Raw genomic sequence first — 18,722 nt, 5'->3', positions numbered from 1 at the left:
GCGCGGGCTCGGCCGGGATCGGCTCGGGCTCCGGCGCCTCGAAGGACGCGAACTCTGGCACCGGCTCCGGCTCCGGGAAGGCGGCGAGCTCCGGCGTGGGCTCCGGCGCAGGGGCAGACTCCTCGAAGGCCGGCACCTCTTCGGAGGCATCGACCGTCTCGAGCGCCGGCACGGGCGCGTCGAAGGGGGAGGAGAAGGTGCTGACCGGAGCGGGCGCCGGTGGCGCGGGGGCCGGCGGGGCCTCCGGCGTCGCGGCAGGCTCCTCCGGAGCGTCGTCGAGGGAGAGGAGCTCTGGCTCTCCCGTCGAGACGGCATCCCACGCCAGCGCGGCCGCGCCGCCGGTCCGGGAGGGAGAGGCCCCGTCCTCGTCGAGGGAGAGGAACTCCGAGTCGAGCGAGGGCCCGGGCTCGGGGGCGGGCTCCGGGGCGGGCGCCGCCTCGTCGACCAGCGCGAAGTCGTCCGCGTCGGCGAACTCCATGACATCGTCGGCGTCCACGAAGCCGATCTCCTCGGGCTCGTCCTCGACGGCCGGCGCGGGGGGCGCGGCCGCCGGGGCGCCGAACATGGAGTCGAAGGCCCCGGTCACCTCTCCGACCTCCTCCTCGTAGGGCTCGAGCGGGCCGTCCTCGAGGATGACCTCCAGCTCGGCGAGGCGCCGGTGTCCGTCCGCGTCCAGCTTCCCCGCGTCTCGCTGGAAGCGCAGCGCCTCTAGCTCCTGCAAGAGCGCCTGGGTGGGATCGAGGTCGGACATGTCGTAGGGAATACGCTGGCTCGGCTGGAAATGATCACGGATTTCGAGGCTCTAGCGGCCCCGATCGCCACCTGCCGGCTGCCGCGATGCTAGCAGCGCACCGAAGAGGCTCACAAGGAGGACTCTTCGGCGCGGCCGACGATCACACCCAATTGGTTCAGCGGGACAGGACCTCGTTGGCGTCCTCCTCGAGGCCATCCACGATCGAGTCTCCGTAGGCCTCCCGCAGGGCGAGGTCGAAGTCCCGCCCCGAGCGCACGTCGGCGCAGATCTGCCCGAAGCGGCGGATGCCGCCTCCCGTGCCGATGAGCACCGAGACGGCGGCCCGGGACTTCAGGTAGCCGGCGGTCGTGTAGTTGCCGAGCTGGCTGATGGGGCCGCTGCGCAGGCGGGCGAGGGGGACCTGGCGGGCCAGCTTGCGCATCTGGCGCAGGGAGCGATCGCCTCGGACCCCGCGGTCCCCGTCCTTGGTGATCTCCCACTCGGCCCACTCGGCGAAGCCCTCGTTGAACCAGGTGGCCAGCCGGCCGCCGGCGTCGTCACAGAGCGAGTCGAGGAAGGCGTGGGTCAGCTCGTGCACCACGGTGCTGAAGTAGCGCTCGCTCAGATCCTCGGAGTGGTTCATCCGGATCTTGCCCTGGTAGAAGCCCAGCACCCCGGTGGCGAAGCGGCCGCCGAAGTGCAGCTCGAACTCCTCCCGGGTGTAGAGCACCACCTCGAAGACCCGCCCGGGCTCGAAGTCCAGGAGCCGCACCAGCCGGCGATGGGCGTCCTCGAACATGCCCATCACCTTCGCCTCGTAGCGGGCGCGGGCCCCGAAGTCCTTGCCGGCGCTGCTGTAGACGATCCGGAAGTTGTCGCTCTTGCGGGCGGCCATCCCCGCCACCCCGGTCTCCTCCGGCCGGGTCGTCACGACCCGATCGCCGACGAGGATCGGCACCGCTCCGGGGCCCGCCGGGGGCCGGCTCCCCGCCTCGCTCCCGGCCGGGCGGGCGCTCGCGACGGCCTCGCCGTCGTTGCGGGGCAGCCTCAGCCGCGCCAGCCGGAGCTTGGCCTCGGCGCGGCGGGGGTGCTTCCCAGGGATGCGCTCCAGGAGGGCGATGGCCAGCGCCTTCTCTCCCTCCTCCTCGGCCAGGTCCGCCCGCTGGAAGAGCAGCTCCCCGTGCTTCGGGTGGGCCTCGAGCGACTCGTCGAGGGTCGCGGCGGCGGCGCCCGGCAGGGTCAGGGCGCGGGCCGCCTCGGCCATCCGCAGGCTCGCCTCGGGGGAGCGGGGCGCGAGGCGCAGGGCCACCTCGGCCAGGCCCATGGAGAGGGCGGCGTCCTTCTGGTCCATGGCCTTGCGGCTGGCGAGCACGAGGACCCGGGTGACCGGGGCGTCCCCGGCGGGGTGCTCTCCGGGCTGGAGGGCCGACCAGGAGAGGTAGACCTCCTCGGGCTTGCCCTCTCCGAGCGCCGCGCGCGCCTCGGGCAGGCCGAGGGGGCCCTCGCCCTCCGCGGCAGCCGTCCGCTGCGGCGCGGTCAGGATCAGCGCGAGGCCTGCGAGGACCGCAGCCAGGTAGGCGTAGCGCAGTGGCATCCGGGGCTTCCTTTCTCTTCGACGGTGGCGACGTTCACCCCGACTTCGGGTAGGTTGCTCGCTCGTGAGAGCCTACCACTCCCTCCTCGCCAGCCTGGCGCTGGCCGGCGTCGTCGCCGCCCCGGCACGGGGAGCGCCGCTGGAGGTGGAGGTCTACCGCGCGGCGGGCACGCCGCAGCAGCTGGAGCTCCGCGGCCGGGTCTACCGGGACCGGGTCTCGGGCGCGATCCCCGCCGGGGAGGGGGCGAAGGGGGAGGCCCTGCGCAAGAACGCCGGCGCCCTGCTCACCGACGAGATCGAAGGGGCCGAGGTCGTGGTGGAGGCCGCCGGCCAGCAGGGGAAGGCGGTCACCGACGAGGACGGCTTCTTCGCCCTGACCCTGAGCTTCGAGCCGCCGGCGGCGCCGGGGCGCCTGCAGGTGGTGGCCCGCGCCCGGAAGGGCGACGAGGAGGCCTCCGGTGAGGAGCTGGCCCTGATCCGGCCGGCCGCCGGCGAGCTGCTGGTGATCACCGACTTCGACGACACCCAGGTGCACACCCACGTGACCTCGAAGGGGAAGTTCCTCGAGTCCGTCTTCCTGCGAGACGCCGGCTCCCTGGAGGTGATCCCGCGGATGCCGGGGCTGATGCGCTGCCTCGCCCTCGGCCGCAGCGCCCGGGGCGAGCGCTCGACCTCGATCCACTATCTCTCCGCCTCCCCGGTGAACTTCCACGGGAAGCTCTCGGCCTTCCTCACCCGCCACCGCTTCCCCCTCGGCGCGATCCACCTGCGCCACCTCGAGGTGAACAACCTCTCCGACTCGAGCCCCTACAAGAAGGAGCGCATCGCCCAGATCGCCGCGCGCTTCCCGGGCTACCCCATCCTGCTGATGGGTGACGGGGGGGAGCACGATCCCGAGGTCTACCGCGAGCTGCGGGAGCAGCTCGGCGACCGGGTGAAGCTGATCCTGATCCGGAAGGTGGAGGGAGAGGACGAGAGCCCTGCCCGCTTCGAGGGCATGAAGCGCTACGTCGACGGCTCCGACGCCGCCGCGACCCTCATCGAGGCGGGGCTCCTGCACCCGGCCTGCGCCGAGTACCGGCCGAAGGAGAAGAAGGCCCCATGAAGCCCGAGCTCGCCGCGCTCCAGGCCGAGGTGGCCTCGGCCGAGGTGCCCCGCCACGTCGGGGTGATCATGGACGGAAACGGCCGGTGGGCCGTCGCCCGGGGCCGCCCCCGCATCGAGGGCCACCGAGAGGGCGCCGAGTCCGTGCGCGCCGTGACCCGGACCGCGCGCCGCATCGGCTGCGAGGCCCTGACCCTCTACGCCTTCTCCTCCCAAAACTGGGGCCGGCCAGCCGAGGAGGTCACCGGCCTGATGGTGCTGCTGCAGGAGTACTGCGAGAACGAGCGCGACGAACTGCTCGAGAACGACGTGCGTCTCTCGGCGGTCGGCGAGCTGGAGCGCCTGCCCGACTTCGTGCGAGCGCCCCTCGACGCGCTCATCGCCGCCACGGCGCACTGCAAGTCGATGGTGCTCACCCTCTGCCTCTCCTACGGGGGCCAGGAGGAGATCCTCGCCGGCGTGCGGGAGCTCTGCCGCCGGGCCGCCGCGGGAAAGCTCGATCCCGAGGCGCTCGACCTCGGGGTCCTCGGCGCGGCCCTCTGGACCGGTGACCTGCCCGAGCCCGGGGTGCTGGTGCGCACCTCCGGTGAGCAGCGCATCTCGAACTTCCTCCTCTGGGGCTCCGCCTACGCCGAGCTGGTCTTCGTCGAGACCGCCTGGCCCGAGTTCCGGGAGGAGGGGTTCCTCCTCGCCATCCGAGAGTTCCAGCGCCGGCAGCGGCGCTTCGGGCTCACCGGCGAGCAGATCGAGGGAGACCTGCCATGAGCGAGGCCGGGAAGAAGAGCGGCACCGGGCTGCGGGTGGTCAGCGCGCTCGTGCTCCTGCCGGTGGTCCTCTTTCTCTGCTGGTGGGGGGGCTGGCCCTTCCGGGGGCTGATCCTGGTGGTCGCCGCGATCTGCGGCTGGGAGTTCGGCTCGATCGCTCTCAAGGAAGCCCCGGCGACGCTGCGCTGGGTGACGATCCTCGGCTCCGTGGCGCTCCCCCTCTACGTCGACCTCTGGGCCGGCGAGGCCCTCGTGGCCCGGGAGGGGCTGCTCATCGCCTGCTGGACCGTGGTCGGGCTGCTCTCCCTGGCGGTCTTCGGCGCCCGCGAGGATCTGAAGGCGCTGCCGGGCCAGGCGGGGATGGCGGTGCTGGGCATCGTCTACGTCGGCGGCCTCTTCGCGGTGCTCGTCCACGTGCGGGGCTTCGGCCTCTGGTGGCTGGTGCTGACGATGGCGGTGACCTGGCTCAACGACACCGGCGCCTACTTCACCGGCCGGGCCTTCGGGAAACACCCCCTCTCCCGCTTCGTCTCTCCCAAGAAGACCTGGGAGGGCTTCGCCGGGGGCGTCGTCGCCAGCATCGCCGGAGCGTTCCTGGTGGGGTGGCTGGCCGGAGCCCTGCCGATGATCGCCCCCGAGCCCATCGGCCTGTCGGTGCCGCTGCTCCTCCTGCTGGGGGTCCTCGCCGGCTTCCTGGGGCCGGTGGGGGATCTGGCCGAGAGCCTCTTCAAGCGGGCCTACGGCGTGAAGGACTCGGGCAAGCTCATCCCCGGTCACGGCGGCTTCCTCGACCGGATCGACGCCTTCCTCTTCAACGCGGTCCTGGTCTGGACCTTCGCCCTCCTCACCTGAAGGTCGCCATGTGGGTCCTCGCCCTCGACAGCGCCACCCCGAAGCTGGGAGCGGCCCTCGCGCGCCTCGAGACCGAGGGTGAGGCCGCGGGCTCCCTCTCCGACCTGCACCTCGGCCGGGGAGAGGAGGGGGGAGGGCAGCACGCCCGCCGCCTGCCCGATCTGCTCCTCGAGCTGCTGGTCGACGCCGACCTGGGCCTGGAGGAGGTCGACGCCCTGGTGGTGGGCCTCGGGCCCGGCTCCTTCACCGGTCTGCGCAGCGGCCTGGCCACCCTGAACGCCCTGGCCTACGGGCGGGGCTGTCCGATCGTGGGGGTGGGCTCCCTGCCGGGCTACGCCGTGGACGCCGCCCGCGCCCTCGAGGCCGGGGGCGAGGCGCTGCCCGCCGAGGCCCTCCTGGTGCCCTGCCTCGACGCCCGCCGGGCGGAGGTCTACGCCGCGACCTGCGGGCCGGCGGGGGACCTCCGGGAGCCGCTGGGGCGGGCCCGCACCATCGCGCCGGCGGAGCTCCTCGAGTCCCTCGCCGGGCATCCCACCGAGGCCCTCTTCCTCTTCGGACCCGGGGGAAAGGCCTACCCCGAGCTCGCCGCGAGCCCCGCCTGGCGGCCCGCGCTGCCCGAGCACCCCACCGGGGCGGGCCTGATCGTCCTGGCGGCCCCCCGGCTGCTGGCCGGTGAGAGCGACGATCCCCTGACGCTCCTGCCCACCTACGCCCGGAAGTCCGAGGCCGAGCGCAAACTCGAGGCCGGAGAGCTCAAGATCCGGGGCCTGACGGCCCCCGCCGGGCCTCCGGCAGCGGGCCGGGAAGACATCGATTGACGCGGTGGTTTCGAGGATCCTATCGTCTTCGGTGAGTGGCCCCGTACCGGGCTCCACGGACGCCACGAGACACCCGCACAAGAGAGCCCTTCAGGAGTGCAGGACGCGCATGGAGCAGCATCTCGGGACGGCAGAAGACAAAGAAATCCTCACTCGGCTGCGCGAAGAGCATCGGGAGCTCGACTCCAGGATTCGAGAGCTCGAAGGCCAGAGCAGCTTCAGCGTGGCCGAGCAGACCGAAATCAAGCAGCTGAAGAAGCTGAAGCTCCAGAAGAAGGATCAGATCTTCCAGATGGAGCAGCGGCTCGCCGTCGCCTAGGGCGACCGTCCGACCCACTTTCAGTTCGACTCGCGGGCTCTCGCCCCACGTTCGGGTGAGAGGACCCGCGAGTTGTGTTTCGAGAGGAAGAGACTCTCCATGTCCGAAGGTCTTTGCATTGCGGTCTGCGGCGCCACCGGCGCCGTGGGTCGGGAGATGATCGAGGTCCTCGCCGAGCGCGAGCTTCCGGTGAAGACGCTGCGGCTGCTCGCCAGCGAGCGCAGCGAGGGAACCAAGATCGAGTTCAAGGGTGAGGAGATCGAGGTCGAGCGCCTCCAGGAGGGCTCCTTCGAGGGCGTCGACATCGCGCTCTTCTCGGCCGGCGGCGCCACCTCCAAGATCTGGGCGCCGAAGGCCGCCGCGGCCGGCGCGATCGTCATCGACAACTCCAGCGCCTGGCGGATGGACCCCGAGGTGCCGCTGGTGGTGCCCGAGGTGAACCCCGACGCCGTCGCCGGCTTCGCGGCGAAGCGGATCATCGCCAACCCCAACTGCTCGACCATCCAGATGGTCGTCGCGCTGCAGCCCCTCCACCAGCTCTCTCCCCTGGAGCGGGTCCGGGTGGCGACCTACCAGTCGGTCTCCGGCGCCGGGCAGTCGGGCATCGAGGAGCTCTCGGATCAGACCCGGGCGCTCTTCAACTCGCAGGAGGTCACCCCCGAGACCTTCCCTCACCGCATCGCCTTCAACGTCATCCCCCACATCGATGTCTTCCTCGACTCCGGCTACACGAAGGAAGAGCAGAAGATGATCGAGGAGACCCGCAAGATCATGGGCCTGCCCGAGCTGCCCGTGACCGCCACCTGCGTGCGGGTGCCCACCTTCTTCGGCCACGCCGAGGCGGTGACCATCGAGACCCGCGAGGCCATCGAGCCCGAAGCGGCGCGCGCGGCCCTCCGCGCGGCGCCGGGGGTCGAGGTCCTCGACGAGCCGGCGCAGCGCATCTACCCCATGCCCCTGCTCGCGGCCGGGGACGACGCCACCCACGTCGGGCGGATCCGCAAGGACCTCTCCCACCCGCGGGGCCTCGAGCTCTTCGTGGTGGCCGACAACGTCCGCAAGGGCGCGGCCACCAACGCCGTCCAGATCGCCGAGCTGCTGATCGAGCGCGGCCTCGTCGGCGTCTGAGGCTTGCCAATCTGGCAGGAGCCCGTGGGGGCCGTCCGGGGCGATGACAAATTGTCCCGGGCGGGCCGCCCTCCCGGGAGGCCCAGGTCTCCGGCCCGGACCGCAGGGGGCGGATCCGGCTCCCAGGAGGCCCCTGCGGCGCCCTGGCGGGGCCGGGGCGCTGGCGGGGCACTTGGCCCGGGCCTTGCTCTTCTAACCCCTCGATGAACCTCCGTGCCCCAGCCCTGCTCGCGCTCGCCCTGCTCCTGCCTGCCGCCGCCCTGGCCCAGGCCACCGACTTCGTCGAACCCCAGCTGATGGTCTCCGGCGGCGCGGACGCGCAGGTCAACCTCGCCGAGTGCGAGGCCGATCAGAGCCTGACCGTGGCCTGGGAGCTGGACGCCACCCCCGAGAGCGGCCAGACGGTGCGCATCTACACCGACACCGTCAAGGAGTGTAACTCCACCGCGGCCCTGGCCGTCGTCCAGGAGAGCACGGCCGTCGCCACCCGGCAGACCGCCACGGTGATGGTCCGCACCCACCTCCTGGAGGGCACCTGCGGCTCGATCGAGGATCACACCCGCTACATCTGCTTCGAGCTCACCGGCGACGCCCTCACCGACTTCGACCCCTGGTCCCTGGCCATCGACTTCGACACCGCGCTGCCCACCGATCCGGTGGTGAGCGCGGTCGGGGGAGACCAGATCATCAAGGTGAGCTGGAGCTTCGATGGCTCGAGCCCGAGCGACCTGGATGGTTTCCGGGTCTCCTGGCAGCCTGTGGGCTCCGCCGACGCGTCGGCTTCCTCCTCCGAGCTCTCGAGCGCGGTGAGCGACTACACCGTCGAGGGCCTGACCAACGACACGGAATACGAGGTCTGGGTGCAAACGAAAGACGACTTCGGGAACTGGAGCGAGGGCTCGGCCTCGGTCACCGCCACGCCGCGGGCGAGCGACGACTTCTGGGAGCACTACCGCGACGGCGGCGGAGCGCAGGCCGGCTGCGCGTCGGCCGGCGGCGCCCGGGTCGGCCTCGCCGCGCTGCTCCTGCTCCTCCCGGGCCTCGGTCTGCTGCGCCGGCGCCGCCTGCTGGGCGGGCTGGCCCTCCTCGCGCTGGTGGCCAGCCTGCTGCCGGCCAGCGCCCGGGCCGCCGGCTGGGTCGAGGACGACCGCGGCTGGTACTTCGAGCTGGAGCTCGGCCCCTACTTCCCCGAGATCGACGACGAGACGGCCGCCACGCCCTACGCCGACGTCTTCGGGACCAAGCAGACCCTCCTGGGCCGCCTCCGCCTGGAGCGCGCCATCTGGCAGGGCTTCGGCCAGGTGGGGGTCGGCCTCGGCGCCGGCTTCGGCCAGGACGTGGGCAAGGGTCTCTACCCCGACGGCACGCCCTCGCCGGACACCACGGTCTTCAACTGGGTGCCCTTCGACCTGGCCGTCTCCTACCGCTTCGACTACGCCGCCCAGGAGTGGCAGGTGCCGCTGGTGCCCTACCTGCGGGCGGGGCTGGTCTGGGATCTGTGGTGGATCCTCGACGGCACGGGCGGGGTGGCCGTGGACTCGGCCGGTGAGCGGGCCCAGGGCGGGCGCTGGGGCTTCGAGTACGAGCTCGGCCTCCAGGTGCTCCTCGACGCCCTCGACCCGCAGCTGGCCAAGGACTTCGAGCGCAGCTCCGGCGTGGACAACAGCTACCTCTACTTCGCCTACCGGCGCCTGCAGATCGACGGCTTCGGCTCGGCCGGCTTCGACCTCTCGGACACCACCTGGTCCCTGGGGCTCGCCATCGAGTTCTAGGACCGGCGCCCCACGCCTTGCTGCGCGTCCGCCTCATCGTCGAGTACGACGGAACGGACTTCGCCGGCTGGCAGCTCCAGCCGGGGCAGCGCACCGTGCAGGGGGTGCTGGAGGAGGCCCTGCGGGTCCTCCTGCGCCAGGAGGAGCGGGTGGTGGTCGAGGCCTCCGGCCGCACCGACGCCGGGGTGCACGCCCGGGGTCAGGTGGTCGCCTTCGACGACCCCCTGGAGCTCCCGCTGAAGGCCTTCCATCCGGGTCTGCAGGCCGCGCTCCCCGAGGACCTGGCGGTCTTGCGGGCCGAGCACGCCGCGGCCGACTTCGATCCCCGCCGCAACGCCACCGGGAAGCGCTACGTCTACCGGATCTGGAACGGCCCCTCCCGCCGGCCCCTCCTGCGGCGGAGCCACTGGCTCTTGCGCCACCCCCTCGATCTCGAGGCGATGGTGGCCGCCGCGGCCCTCCTGGTCGGCGAGCACGACTTCAAGAGCTTCCAGGCCGCCGGCTGCTCGGCGAAGACCACCCGGCGCCGCCTCGACCGGCTCTCGGTCGAGGGTGAGGCCGGCGGGGAGATCGTGATCGTGGCCGAGGGCAGCGGCTTCTTGCGCCACATGGTCCGCAACCTCGTCGGCACCCTCGTGGAGGTGGGAGAGGGGCGGCGCCCGGCGGCCAGCGTCGCCGCGATCCTGGCGGCCCGGGACCGCACGGTCGCCGGCCGGACCGCCGGACCGGAGGGCCTCTGCCTCGATGCCGTGTACTATGGGGCCGCGAGGGACGAGGCGTGAGGGCAGAGCATCCAGAGTCCACGGGGCCGGCGAGTCGCCTGAAGGAGGGCGTGGGGCGCCTGCGCGCCTCCGTCGCCACGATGAACCGGGTGCTGGTCCTGGGCTTCGCCGTGGTGGTGGTCTCGGCGATGCTGCGCTGGGCGATCACCCTGCACGTGCTGGTGCCCCTGCTCTCGGACCGGCCCATCGGCTTCGAGCCGGGCGTCGCCTCGGATCTGATCCTGGCGGTCTACCAGCAGATCTCCCTCCTCATCGTCCTGCCCGGTCTGGCCTGGGCCGCCGGCTGGATCTTCGACAGCCGCCCCCTTCCCCTGACTCTCGGGGCGGCCCTCTTCCACGAGGTGTGGATGGGCTTCGTCTCCTACCTGGGGGACGGCGTGCAGGTCTTCACCGCCCGGCCCCTGCTGGTGATCACCAAGCTGGTGCTGGCGGTGGGCATCGCCTTCCTGGCGGCGAGGGCCTGCGCTCACGCCCAGGTCCAGCTGGAGGCCATGAGCGAGGACCGCCGGCGCAAGGCCCCGGGCGATCCCGCCCCGGGCGCCGGCACCATCGCCCCCCTCTCGGAGGAGGCCATCGCCGCGGCGAAGGCGGCGCTGGAGGAGGAGGCCATCCTCTCCGACGACGAGGTCGTCCCGGACGAGCCCCAAGGCGAGGGCTGATCAGGCGGCCGCGTCGCTCGCCGGCGTCGGCGCCTTCTCGAAGTGGAGGGCGCCGTCCCGCAGCACGCCCCGGATCGTCTCGCCCGGCTCGAAGCGGCCGTCGAGGAGGGCCAGGGCGAGGGGATCCTGCACCGTCCGCTGGAGGGCCCGCTTGAGGGGCCGGGCGCCGTAGACCGGATCGTAGCCGGCCTCGGCGAGGTGATCGCGGACCGCGTCGTCGAGGAGCAGGGTCAGGCTGCGATCGGCCAGGAGCGCGTCGAGGCGCTCGAGCTGGATGTCGACGATCTTCCGCAGGGCCTCGCGGCCGAGGGCGTCGAAGAGGACGATCTCGTCCACCCGGTTGAGGAACTCGGGGCGGAAGGTGGCCTTCAGCTCGGCCATCACCGCTTCCCGCGCGGCGCGGGCGTCGCCGCCGGCCTCCTGGATGTCGGCCGAGCCGACGTTGCTGGTGAGGATCAGCACCGTGTTGCGGAAGTCGACGGTGCGGCCCTGGCCGTCGGTGAGGCGGCCGTCGTCGAGCACCTGGAGGAGGGCGTTGAAGACGTCGGGGTGGGCCTTCTCGATCTCGTCGAAGAGCACGACCGAGTAGGGGCGGCGCCGCGCGGCCTCGGTGAGCTGGCCTCCCTCGTCGTAGCCCACGTAGCCCGGGGGCGCGCCGATGAGGCGGGCCACCGAGTGCTTCTCCATGTACTCGGACATGTCGAGGCGGATCAGGGCGCGCTCGTCGTCGAAGAGGAAGTGGGCCAGGGCACGGGAGAGCTCGGTCTTGCCCACGCCGGTGGGGCCGAGGAAGAGGAAGGAGCCGATGGGCCGGTTGGGATCCTGGATGCCCGCCCGGGCCCGCCGCACGGCGTTGGAGACGGCCACGACCGCGTCACGCTGGCCGATGACCCGCTCCTCGAGCCGGGCCTCCATCTGCACCAGCTTCTGCATCTCGCCCTCGAGGAGCTTGGAGACGGGGATGCCGGTCCACTGGGCCACGACCTCGGCGATCTCCTCCTCGGTGACCTCCTCGTTGAGCATCTTGCCCTGGGCCTGGATCTCGGCGAGGCGCACCTGCGCGGCCTCGAGCTGCTTCTGGGTGTTGGGGATGGCCCCGTACTTCAGCTCGGCGGCCTTGCCGAGGTCGGCCTGGCGCTCGGCCTCCTGCTCCTGCACCCGCAGGACCTCGATCTGCTCCTTGAGCTCGCGGACCGCGGAGATCGCCTCCTTCTCGGCCGTCCAGCGGGCGGTCAGGGCCGAGAGGCTCTCGGAGAGCTCGGCCTTCTCCTCCTCGAGGCGGGAGAGGCGGTCCCGCGAGAGGGCGTCGGTCTCCTTGCCGAGGCCCTCGGCCTCGATCTCGAGCTGGAGCACCTTGCGCCGCACCTCCTCGACCTCGGTCGGCAGGGAGTCGATCTCCATCCGCAGCCGGGAGGCGGCCTCGTCGACGAGGTCGATCGCCTTGTCGGGCAGGAAGCGGTCGGCGATGTAGCGCGAGGAGAGGGTGGCGGCGGCGACGATGGCGTTGTCCGTGATCCGCACCCCGTGGTGGACCTCGTAGCGCTCCTTCAGGCCCCGCAGGATCGAGATGGTGTCCTCGGTGGTGGGCTCGCCCACCATCACCGGCTGGAAGCGCCGCTCGAGGGCGGCGTCCTTCTCGACGTGCTTCCGGTACTCGTCGAGGGTGGTGGCGCCGATGGCGTGCAGCTTGCCCCGGGCCAGCATGGGCTTGAGCATGTTGCCGGCGTCCATCGAGCCTTCGGCGGCGCCCGCCCCCACCATGGTGTGGAGCTCGTCGATGAAGAGGATGATGTTGCCGTCGCTGGCGGTGATCTCCTTGAGCACCGCCTTGAGGCGCTCCTCGAACTCGCCCCGGAACTTGGCTCCGGCGACCAGGGCGCCGAGGTCGAGGGAGAGGAGCTTCCGGCCCTCGAGGGACTCGGGCACGTCGCCGTTGACGATGCGCTGGGCGAGGCCCTCGGCGATGGCCGTCTTGCCCACGCCGGGCTCGCCGAGGAGCACCGGGTTGTTCTTGGTCCGGCGGGAGAGCACCTGCATCACCCGGCGCACCTCCTCGTCGCGGCCGATGACCGGATCGAGCTTGCCGTCCCGGGCGTCCTCGGTCAGGTCGCGGGTGTACTTCTCCAGGGCGCGGTACTGCTCCTCGGCCTCGGGCGAGGTCACCCGGGAGGCGCCGCGCACGGCGGCGAGGGCCTCCTCGATCCGCTCGGCGGAGAGGCCGCTGGCCTCGAAGATCTCACCGGCGTCGCCCCGGCTGCGGGCCACCGCCAGGAGCAGGGCCTCGGAGCTGACGTACTCGTCGTCGAGCTTCTTCGCCGCGTCCTCCGCGGCGTCGATGACCTTGAGGAAGGGCTGGGAGAAGTAGCCCTCGCCCCCCTCGACCCGGGGCAGGGCCTGGAGCTTGGCCTCGAGGCGATCCCGGATCAGCTCCGGCGCCACGCCCACCTTCTGGGCGATGGGCGTGGAGATCCCGCCCTCCTGCTCGAAGAGGGCAAGCGCGAGGTGGAGGGGCTCCACCGACTGGTGGTCCCGCCGGCGGGCCAGCGCAGCGGCGTCCTGCACGGCCTCCCGGGCCTTGACGGTGAATCGTTCGAGCTTCATGCGCCCAGGCTAATCACTGGAAGCAGCGGATCAAGAGCACCCCGGGAAGGGCTTCGAGCTACGAGCTATGAGCTTCGAGCTGTCGGCGCCGGTCGCTCAGCTCGCAGCTCGCAGCCAGATCTACTTGCTCTGGCACGCGGCAACGCAGCGCAGCCGGAGATCGTAGAGGATCGACTCGAGGTAGGTCGCCTCGTCCTTCGAGAGGTTCCCCCTGGTCTTCTCCTGGAGCATCGCCAGCATGTCGATGGTCTGGCGGGCCAGGGGGAGGTTCCGGGCCGGCTCACCGGTCTCGGGGTGGACGACCTCGCCGAGGTGGACCAGCGCCGAGGAGGCCAGGGAGAGGACGAAGGTGCTGAAGTCGACCGGCGGGAGCTCACCCTCGCCCTTGCGGGGCCGGTGCTCTTCCGCCGGGTTCGCCTCGCTCTCCTTCGGCGCCTCTGCGTGGGCGGGCGCCGCCTCGGGCGCTTCGCTGCGCACGCGGCGTCGGTCGTTCACGGTGAAGCCCTCGCCTGCCTTCTTCTCGTCGGCTGCCATGGCGCCAGCGTAGGCATGGCCCCGGGGGGCCGCAAGCCCTCGCGGCGCCTTCAGCCCGTGATCCCGGGGTCGAGGTCGACGCCCACCGGGCAGTGGTCGGAGCCCATGACCTCGGGCCAGATGAAGGCCCCCTTCACGAAGGGCATCGCCGCCTGCGAGGCCAGCACGTAGTCGATCCTCCAGCCCACGTTCCGCTCCCGGGCGCCGAGGCGCTGGCTCCACCAGCTGTAGTGCCCCTCGCCCTTTTCGAAGTGGCGGAAGGTGTCGACGTAGCCCTCGGCGAGCCAGCGGTCGAGCTCCTCGCACTCCTCGACCAGGAAGCCGCTGGTCTGGCGGTTGGCCTTGGGCCGGGCCAGGTCGATCTCGCGGTGGGCGGTGTTGTAGTCGCCCATCACCAGCACCCGCTTGCCCTTGCGGCGTTCGGCCTGCAGGCGCGCGAGGAGGGCGCGGTAGAAGTCGAGCTTGTAGGGCACCCGCCCGTTGTCCCGCTCCTTGCCGCTGCCGTTGGGGAAGTAGACGTTGGCCACCAGCAGCCGCCCGAAGTGGGCCAGCTGCAGCCGGCCCTCCTCGTCGAAGCGGGGCTCGCCCAGGCTGACATCCACCCGATCCGGCGGGCGGCGGGAGAGCAGGCCGACGCCGCTGTAGCCCGGGCGCTCGGCCGCGGAGAGGTGGAAGTGCCAGCCCTCGGGCACCGCCCCGAGCTTCTCGAGCTGCGCGAGATCGGCGCGCACCTCCTGCAGGCCGATCACCTCGGCCTGCGCGGTGGGCACCCACTCGTGGAAGCCCTTGCGCACCGCGGCCCGCAGGCCGTTCACGTTCCAGGAGACGACCCGCATGACGTCGCGCCGCGCGCCCCCCGACACCGCGAGGGGAGGGCGGCCACCGGCGCTACTCGCCGGAGCGGTCGCCGACCGACTCGAGGGCGACGCCGATCACCTCGGCCTCCTTCTCGAGGTCGGGGAGCTTCGAGAGGTACTTCTCGTGGTCCTTGTCCACGACGGTGCCGTCGCGCAGGAAGCGCTCGATGAGTCGCTTGTCGTGGAGACGATCGTCGTTTCGCTGGATGGCCATGCTGCTTCTCCTTCTGTCTCGGAGCAGGGGCGGTTTGTAGGTCCCCGGGTCCCGACGTGTCAACGCGACGGGGCTGCTATGTTGCGACTCACCGTGAGAAGTGGACTCTACGCCATCGCCGACGCCGATGCCTGCCGCCGCGCCGGGCGCCCCCTCGAGGCCACCGCCCGGGCCCTCCTGGCGGCCCGGCCCGCCCTCCTGCAGCTGCGCTGGAAGGGGGCGCCGGGCGGGCCCTTCCTCGCCCTGGTGGAGGCCCTCCTCCCCGAGGCCCGCGCGGCCGGCGTCCCCCTGATCGTCAACGACCGGGTCGACGTGGCCGCCCTCGCCGGCGCCGACGGGGTCCACCTCGGCCAGGACGATCTGCCCGTGGCCGAGGCCCGCGCCCTGCTCCCCGCCGGCGCCCTGGTCGGCCTCTCGACCCACGACCCCGCGCAGGTGCGCGCCGGGGTCGCGGCGAGGCCGGACTACCTGGGCTTCGGCCCGATCTTTCCCACCGGCTCCAAGGCCCTCCCGGACCCCGTGGTCGGGCTCGAGGGGCTGCGCGAGGCCGTGGCGCTCGCGGGCGCGCTGCCGGTGGTGGCCATCGGGGGGATCGGCCGGGAGGCGCTGCCCTCCCTGCGCGAGGCCGGGGCCCGGACGGTGGCCCTGATCTCGGAGCTGCTCGGCGAGGCCGACGAGGACCTCGCGGCCCGGGCCGCCGGGCTGGAGCGTCACTTCCTGGAGGGCTCGGCATGAGCGAGGAGATCGTGCGGGTGGGGCTGACCCTGGACGAGGAGGGGGAGGGCGCCGAGCTGCGCTACCGGCTCAAGGGCAGCTACGTCGAGGCGGTGCGCCGGGCCGGCGGCCTGCCCATCGCCCTGCCCCGGCTGGGTCCCGGCGAGGTCGAGGCGGCCCTGGACGGGCTCTCGGCCCTGGTGATCACCGGCGGGGCCTTCGACGTCCCCCCGGAGGCCTACGGCGAGGCGCCCCGGGAGGGGCTGGGCAGGTTGCTGCCGGAGCGCACGGCCTCGGAGACCCTGCTGGGTCGCCTGGCGCTGGAGCGAGGGCTGCCGCTCCTGGGGGTCTGCGGCGGGATGCAGCTGCTCAACGTCCTCTGCGGCGGCACCCTCGTGCAGGACATCGTCCAGGAGCTGCCCGGGGCCCACCCCCACGAGCAGGAGGGCGATCGAGGCCAGCCCTCCCACCCCCTCGAGGTCGCCGCGGGCACGCGCCTGCACGCGCTGCTGGCGCCGGCCGATCACCGGGCCAACTCCACCCACCACCAGGCGGTGGCCCGGGTGGGGGAGGGCCTGGTGGTGAGCGCCCGGGCCGATGACGGGGTGATCGAGGCCATCGAGCGCCCCGGCGAGCCCTTCGTCCTGGGGGTGCAGTGGCACCCCGAGCTGCTCGCCGGGAGCTGCCCCAGCCACCAGCGGATCTACGACGCCCTGGTCCTCGCGGCGCGGGGCCGCTGAGCGCCGCAGATTTCCATCCGGATTCCGAAGGCTTGCGGGACTTGCGGCAAGCGCCCGGATCGTCCACCTTATCCATCCTTTTGCCAACACCCACCCGTGCCTCTTCGGGGAGAGGGAACGAATGAGTACGCCTGTGGCCCAGTCCGAGCTCGATGCCGCCTTTCCGGCCTTCCACCGTCACCGCAAGGTGGCCGGCGCCCACCTGATCACGAACCTGGCCGGCCAGTTCGTCTTCCTCGATGACGAGGAGTACGCCGCCTTCCAGCGCGGGGCGCTCGAGCCCGAGAGCGAGCTCTACCAGAAGCTCGCCGGCATGAACTTCATCCGCAGCGAGGTGGACGTCGACGACCTCTCCAGCCGGATGCGAGACCGCAAGCGCTTCCTCGCCCACGGCCCGAACCTCCACATCATGGTGGTCACGCTGCGCTGCAACGAGACCTGCGCCTACTGCCACGCCAGCCGGGCGGACATGAGCGCCACCGAGAAGGACATGTCGAAGGAGACGGCGGAGAAGGTCGTCGATCTCATCTTCGAGACGACCTCTCCGGGCATCACCATCGAGTTCCAGGGGGGCGAGCCCCTCGTGAACTACGAGGTCGTGAAGCACGTCGTCGAGTACGCGCTGAAGAAGAACGAGGAGGCCAAGAAGAGCCTCGAGTTCACCATGGTCTCGAACCTGGCCGAGATGGACCAGGAGAAGCTCGACTTCCTGGTGAAGCACAAGGTGCAGGTCTGCACCTCGGTCGACGGCCCGGCCGAGATCCACAACAAGCAGCGCATCCTCCCCGGGGGCGACTCGCACGCCGCCGCCCTCCAGTGGATCGGCAAGCTGAACGCCGCCTACGAGGAGATCGGCCTCGACGGCGAGGTCTACCACGTGGAGGCCCTGCCCACGGTCACCCGGGCCGCCCTCCAGAACCCCGAGGCGCTGATCGATCAGTTCGTCGACATCGGCTGCAAGGCGATCTTCCTGCGGCCCCTCGATCCCTTCGGCTTCGCGGCCCAGACCAAGGCGAAGCTCGGCTACTCCCCCCAGGAGTTCCTCGAGTTCTACGCGCGGTCGGTCGACTACATCATCGGCCTCAACCTGAAGGGCACGAAGATCCTCGAGCGCTTCGCCGGCATCTTCCTGACGAAGATCCTCGGGGAGACCGACCCCAACTTCCTCGACATCCGCTCGCCCTGCGGCGCCGGCATCGGCCAGATGGCCTACAACTACGACGGCGGCCTCTTCGTCTGCGACGAGGGTCGGATGCTCCACGAGTCGGGCGACGATCTCTTCAAGATCGGCGAGGCGGGCAAGGACCGCTATCCGGAGCTGATGAAGCACCAGACGGTGCGGGCCCTCACCGCGGCCTCCAACCTCGACACCGCCCCGGACTGCTCGTCCTGCGCCTACAACCCCTACTGCGGGATCTGCCCGGTGCACTCCTACGCCACCCAGGGCACCATCCACGGCAAGATGCGCCTCTCCTCCTGGTGCGCGGCGCACATGGGCATCCAGGACTACCTCTTCGGCAAGATCCGGGAGAACGATCCGGAGGTGATGGAGGTCTTCAAGCGCTGGACCTCGGTCCGCAACCGGGACCACTACCTCCACACGGCCACCGACCACGCCTGATCGTTCGACGTGCACCGCATCGATCTCAAGCTGGGCTTCGCCTGCAACAACCACTGCGCCTTCTGCGTGCAGGGCAACAAGCGGGAGGAGCACGGGCCGCGCAACGCCGAGCAGATCGAGGAGGATCTGAAGGTGGGGCGCCAGCAGGGGGCCACCGAGCTGGTGCTCACCGGCGGTGAGCCCACGGTCCACAAGAACCTGCTCTCGGTGATCAGCCTCGGGCGGAAGCTCGGCTACACCAACATCCAGATCCAGTCGAACGGCCGGCGCTTCTTCTACGAGGACTTCTGCCGGGCGGCGATCGCCGCCGGCGCCACCGAGTTCTCACCCGCCCTCCATGGCTCGACCGCCGAGGTGCACGAGAAGCTCACCGAGGCGCCGGGCTCCTACGAGCAGGTGGTCACGGGCATCGAGAACCTGGTGCGGCTCGGCCAGCCGGTGGTCACCAACACGGTGATCACCACGGCGAACTACGAGCAGCTCCCCGACCTGGCCCGCCTGCTGGTGAAGCTCGGGGTGGTGCAATACCAGTTCGCCTTCGTCCACATCCTCGGCAGCGCCCAGAAGAACCAGCAGTGGCTCGTGCCGCGGAAGAGCGACATCATGCCCTACGTCCGCGAGGGCCTCGACGTCGGCCGGGCGGCCGGCGTGCGCTGCATGACCGAGGCGATCCCCTTCTGCCTGATGGAGGGGTACGAGGAGCACGTCGCCGAGCAGATCATCCCCAAGACGCTGATCTACGACGCCGACCACACCATCGACGACTACGGTCAGTACCGGATGGATCAGGGCAAGGTGCGCGGGCCTCCCTGCGAGGGCTGCGCCTACCTCGACCGCTGCGAGGGGCCCTGGCGCGAGTATCCCGAGCTCTTCGGGTGGGACGAGTTCAAGCCGCGGGACAGCGTCGCGGAGTAGC

At 71.6% G+C, this 18,722-nt stretch carries 19 protein-coding genes; 13 read left to right on the top strand and 6 right to left on the bottom strand.

Annotation, left to right across the window (positions count from 1 at the left end):
- Positions 1 to 751, bottom strand: a 751-nt coding sequence (locus tag P1V51_14370) for a hypothetical protein (GenBank protein MDF1564230.1), incomplete at its 3' end; no start/stop codon positions are given.
- Positions 752 to 908: 157 nt separating this feature from the next.
- Entirely contained in the window at positions 909 to 2,327 is a 1,419-nt protein-coding gene (locus P1V51_14365; protein MDF1564229.1) for a hypothetical protein, read from the bottom strand.
- 64 nt (positions 2,328 to 2,391) lie between these two features.
- On the opposite strand from P1V51_14365, the gene P1V51_14360 reads away from it, so the two are divergent.
- The 9 genes from P1V51_14360 (at position 2,392) to P1V51_14320 (ending at position 10,525) form a co-directional block, all read left to right on the top strand.
- On the top strand, positions 2,392 to 3,432 hold the full coding sequence (locus tag P1V51_14360; GenBank protein MDF1564228.1) for a DUF2183 domain-containing protein: 1,041 nt from the start codon (positions 2,392 to 2,394) through the stop codon (positions 3,430 to 3,432).
- Positions 3,429 to 4,196, top strand: coding sequence for a polyprenyl diphosphate synthase (gene uppS / locus P1V51_14355; GenBank protein MDF1564227.1), 768 nt, complete (start codon positions 3,429 to 3,431; stop codon positions 4,194 to 4,196). The genes P1V51_14360 and uppS overlap by 4 nt, the downstream gene beginning before the upstream one ends.
- A complete protein-coding gene (locus tag P1V51_14350; protein MDF1564226.1) occupies positions 4,193 to 5,047 on the top strand; it encodes a phosphatidate cytidylyltransferase in 855 nt (284 codons plus the stop codon). The genes uppS and P1V51_14350 overlap by 4 nt, the downstream gene beginning before the upstream one ends.
- 8 nt (positions 5,048 to 5,055) lie before the next feature.
- The gene (gene tsaB, locus P1V51_14345; GenBank protein MDF1564225.1) at positions 5,056 to 5,865 is read left to right on the top strand and encodes a tRNA (adenosine(37)-N6)-threonylcarbamoyltransferase complex dimerization subunit type 1 TsaB; all 810 of its coding nucleotides are present in this window, start codon (positions 5,056 to 5,058) and stop codon (positions 5,863 to 5,865) included.
- Positions 5,866 to 5,974: 109 nt separating this feature from the next.
- Positions 5,975 to 6,184, top strand: coding sequence for a DUF465 domain-containing protein (locus P1V51_14340; GenBank protein ID MDF1564224.1), 210 nt, complete (start codon positions 5,975 to 5,977; stop codon positions 6,182 to 6,184).
- A gap of 99 nt (positions 6,185 to 6,283) precedes the next feature.
- Positions 6,284 to 7,312, top strand: a complete 1,029-nt coding sequence (locus tag P1V51_14335; protein ID MDF1564223.1) for an aspartate-semialdehyde dehydrogenase — start codon at positions 6,284 to 6,286, stop codon at positions 7,310 to 7,312.
- Positions 7,313 to 7,515: 203 nt separating this feature from the next.
- On the top strand, positions 7,516 to 9,084 hold the full coding sequence (locus P1V51_14330; protein ID MDF1564222.1) for a fibronectin type III domain-containing protein: 1,569 nt from the start codon (positions 7,516 to 7,518) through the stop codon (positions 9,082 to 9,084).
- A 17-nt stretch (positions 9,085 to 9,101) separates the two neighbouring features.
- Complete coding sequence (truA, locus tag P1V51_14325; GenBank protein ID MDF1564221.1) at positions 9,102 to 9,866, top strand: tRNA pseudouridine(38-40) synthase TruA; 765 nt, start codon at positions 9,102 to 9,104, stop codon at positions 9,864 to 9,866.
- 50 nt (positions 9,867 to 9,916) lie between these two features.
- Positions 9,917 to 10,525 (top strand): hypothetical protein, encoded by a 609-nt coding sequence (locus P1V51_14320; GenBank protein MDF1564220.1) that lies wholly within the window; start codon positions 9,917 to 9,919, stop codon positions 10,523 to 10,525.
- Here P1V51_14320 and clpB read toward each other — a convergent pair whose 3' ends face one another.
- From clpB to P1V51_14300, 4 genes are all read right to left on the bottom strand, one after another.
- Positions 10,526 to 13,126, bottom strand: coding sequence for an ATP-dependent chaperone ClpB (clpB, locus tag P1V51_14315; protein MDF1564219.1), 2,601 nt, complete (start codon positions 13,124 to 13,126; stop codon positions 10,526 to 10,528). It abuts the gene before it with no gap.
- Positions 13,127 to 13,246: 120 nt separating this feature from the next.
- Positions 13,247 to 13,660 carry a DUF1844 domain-containing protein gene (locus tag P1V51_14310; protein MDF1564218.1) on the bottom strand — a complete coding sequence of 138 codons (414 nt, stop codon included), beginning with the start codon at positions 13,658 to 13,660 and terminating at the stop codon, positions 13,247 to 13,249.
- 50 nt (positions 13,661 to 13,710) lie between these two features.
- On the bottom strand, positions 13,711 to 14,496 hold the full coding sequence (locus P1V51_14305) for an exodeoxyribonuclease III (protein MDF1564217.1): 786 nt from the start codon (positions 14,494 to 14,496) through the stop codon (positions 13,711 to 13,713).
- A gap of 52 nt (positions 14,497 to 14,548) precedes the next feature.
- Positions 14,549 to 14,731 carry a hypothetical protein gene (locus P1V51_14300; protein MDF1564216.1) on the bottom strand — a complete coding sequence of 61 codons (183 nt, stop codon included), beginning with the start codon at positions 14,729 to 14,731 and terminating at the stop codon, positions 14,549 to 14,551.
- Between the two features lie 93 nt (positions 14,732 to 14,824).
- Between P1V51_14300 and thiE the strand changes: the two genes are divergently transcribed.
- From thiE to P1V51_14280, 4 genes are all read left to right on the top strand, one after another.
- Positions 14,825 to 15,466 (top strand): thiamine phosphate synthase, encoded by a 642-nt coding sequence (gene thiE / locus P1V51_14295; protein ID MDF1564215.1) that lies wholly within the window; start codon positions 14,825 to 14,827, stop codon positions 15,464 to 15,466.
- Entirely contained in the window at positions 15,463 to 16,185 is a 723-nt protein-coding gene (locus tag P1V51_14290) for a gamma-glutamyl-gamma-aminobutyrate hydrolase family protein (protein ID MDF1564214.1), read from the top strand. The genes thiE and P1V51_14290 overlap by 4 nt, the downstream gene beginning before the upstream one ends.
- A 121-nt stretch (positions 16,186 to 16,306) precedes the next feature.
- Positions 16,307 to 17,806, top strand: a complete 1,500-nt coding sequence (gene hxsB, locus P1V51_14285; protein MDF1564213.1) for a His-Xaa-Ser system radical SAM maturase HxsB — start codon at positions 16,307 to 16,309, stop codon at positions 17,804 to 17,806.
- Positions 17,807 to 17,815: 9 nt separating this feature from the next.
- Positions 17,816 to 18,721 (top strand): radical SAM protein, encoded by a 906-nt coding sequence (locus P1V51_14280; GenBank protein ID MDF1564212.1) that lies wholly within the window; start codon positions 17,816 to 17,818, stop codon positions 18,719 to 18,721.
- Position 18,722 lies beyond the last annotated feature (1 nt).

The sequence above is a fragment of the Deltaproteobacteria bacterium genome (assembly GCA_029210625.1).
Lineage (GTDB): Bacteria > Myxococcota > Myxococcia > SLRQ01 > SLRQ01 > JARGFU01.
Note: the sequence above shows the minus strand (reverse complement) of the source record. Positions and strands in the feature narration are given on the sequence as shown.